This is a genomic window from Methylophaga sp. UBA1464 (assembly GCF_002325665.1).
Classification (GTDB): Bacteria; Pseudomonadota; Gammaproteobacteria; order Nitrosococcales; family Methylophagaceae; genus Methylophaga.
In genome coordinates this window covers 452-3,126 of the sequence record NZ_DCSO01000054.1, presented here as the reverse complement: position 1 = coordinate 3,126, position 2,675 = coordinate 452, and the positions used below count along the sequence as shown (strand labels likewise).

General features: G+C 46.1%; 2 protein-coding genes. Both read left to right on the top strand.

Features of this window, described 5'->3' with window-relative positions; translation table 11 throughout:
• The first annotated feature begins 45 nt into the window (after positions 1-45).
• Positions 46-840 (top strand): inositol-1-monophosphatase, encoded by a 795-nt coding sequence (suhB, locus tag B3O33_RS06685; protein ID WP_292361710.1) that lies wholly within the window; start codon positions 46-48, stop codon positions 838-840.
• Positions 841-904: 64 nt separating this feature from the next.
• On the top strand, positions 905-2,675 hold a 1,771-nt coding region (typA, locus tag B3O33_RS06680; RefSeq protein ID WP_292363247.1), incomplete at its 3' end, for a translational GTPase TypA.

Below are 2,675 nucleotides of genomic sequence, written 5' to 3'. Positions count from 1 at the left end.
CTATTTCTGTCGCATTCTTTTTTTTGCTCTGGAAAAATTTGTTCTATGCATCCGATGCTGAATATAGCCGTACGTGCGGCTCGTCAGGCAGGTAGCCTGATTATGCGCTCCTTACAACATGTCGATCATTTAGAGGTTACCGCTAAGGGATTGAATGATTTTGTGACTGATGTTGACCGCCTGGCGGAACAGGAAATCATTAACACGATAAAAAAATCTTATCCGGATCATGCCATCATGGCAGAAGAGTCCGGTGAAACCGGACAAAATGATGTGGTCTGGATAATTGATCCATTGGATGGAACGACAAATTATCTGCATAGTTTTCCGCATTATTGTGTATCAATTGCTGTGATGGTCAAAGGTCGTATTGAACATGCGGTAGTGTTTGACCCGATGCGTGATGAATTATTTACGGCCAGTCGCGGTGAAGGTGCTCAATTAAATGACCGTCGCTTACGTGTCAGTAAACGTAAAGATCTCAATGGCGCGTTAATTGCCACCGGTTTTCCTTTCAAATATCCGCAACATTTAGATGCTTATATGCAGATGTTTTCCGCGGTTTTACCAAAAGTGGCGGATATTCGTCGCGCCGGTTCGGCAGCACTTGATTTAGCGTATGTCGCTGCTGGACGTGTCGATGGTTATTGGGAAATCGGCCTGGAAAACTGGGATGTGGCTGCAGGAAAATTGCTGGTTGAAGAAGCGGGTGGTTCGGTGACGAACTTTACCGGCGGTGACAAGGTTTTAGATAAAGGGCACGTTATTGTCGGCAACTTATCAATCCATGCTCATCTGCAAAAATGTATTGCCCCGTTTGTGATGGACAATCTGAAGTGATTGAGGTCCCCAACGGGACATTTTTTAACAGCGCATGCCAGACATGCCTTAATGAACTGATTTTATGAGTAATAATTCTAGAGATATAAACAAACTACGTAACATCGCCATCATCGCCCACGTCGATCATGGTAAAACGACCCTGGTTGATCAGCTGCTGCGTCAGTCCGGTACCTTCAGTGAACATGAAGAGTTACAGGAACGCGTAATGGACTCCAACGATCTGGAACGCGAGCGTGGTATTACCATTCTCTCCAAAAACACAGCCATCCGCTGGAATGACTACCGTATCAATATCGTTGATACACCTGGCCATGCTGATTTTGGCGGTGAAGTTGAACGCGTTCTGTCGATGGTCGATTCAGTCTTATTGCTGGTTGATTCATCAGAAGGACCTATGCCGCAAACGCGTTTTGTCACACAAAAAGCATTAGCTTTGGGTCTGAAGCCTATCGTGGTTATCAACAAGATTGATAAACCAAGTGCTCGTCCGGGCTGGGTCTTGGATCAAACGTTTGATCTGTTTGCCAATCTGGATGCCACTGACGAGCAGTTAGACTTTGATGTCATTTATGCATCAGGCCTGAATGGTTTTGCCGGTCTGGAAGATACCGTTCGTGACGGTGATATGACACCGTTATTTCAACTGGTTGTTGATAAGGTTAGTCCGCCAGCGGTTGATGCGGATGGCCCTTTCCGTATGCAGGTTACCTCGCTTGATTACAACAGCTATGTCGGTGTTATCGGTATCGGCCGCATTGAGCGTGGCAAAGTGAAAACCAATACCCCTGTTACAGTCGTTGACCCGGAAGGCAAAAAACGCAATGGTCGAGTGATGCAGGTCATGGGCTTTATGGGGTTACGTCGCGAAGAAGTTGAAGAAGCACATGCTGGCGACATTATTGCGTTTACTGGTCTGGACCCGCTAAATATTTCTGACACTTTATGTGATCCGAATGCTGTGGAAGCGCTCCCCCCGTTGAGCGTTGATGAACCGACAGTGACGATGACCTTCCAGGTCAACAATTCTCCGTTTGCCGGTAAAGAAGGTAAATTTGTCACCACTCGTCAAATTAAAGAACGTCTGGATCGTGAGTTAATTCATAACGTCGCATTGAAAGTAGAACAGCTGGTCGATGACCCGGATAAATTCCGTGTTTCTGGCCGGGGTGAATTACATCTTTCGGTATTGATTGAAAATATGCGTCGCGAAGGTTTTGAGATGGGGGTTTCCCGTCCTGAGGTTATTATTCGTGAAGTTGATGGTGTTAAAGAGGAACCTTATGAAGCGGTGACTATTGATGTGGAAGACACGCATCAAGGCACTGTGATGGAAAAAATGGGTACCCGTGGTGGCGAACTAAAAGATATGTCACCAGATGGTAAAGGCCGAGTGCGTCTCGACTTTATTATTCCGTCACGCGGTTTGATTGGTTTCCGTACAGAGTTTTTAACTGCTACCCAAGGTACTGGTTTGATTTACAGCGTATTTGATCACTACGCACCGGTGAAAGCGGGCACTTTTGGGAAACGCATTAATGGTGTTTTGATTGCCAATGGTGTCGGTAAAGCGGTGGCATTTGCCATCTTTAACTTGCAGGATCGTGGGCGCATGTTTATTGGCCATGGCGATGAAGTCTATGAAGGCATGGTGATTGGTATTCACTCACGTGATAACGATTTGGTGGTCAACCCTCTCAAGGGTAAACAATTAACCAACATGCGTGCATCAGGTTCTGACGAAGCGGTGACACTGGTTCCACCCATTCGTATGAGTTTGGAACAGGCGCTGGAATTTATCGGTGATGATGAATTACTGGAAGTGACTCCTAAAT

Bases quoted from the DNA above. Each gene is read 5' to 3' on its own strand.
- suhB (WP_292361710.1), top strand. From the start codon at position 46: ATGCATCCGATGCTGAATATAGCCGTACGTGCGGCTCGTCAGGCAGGT.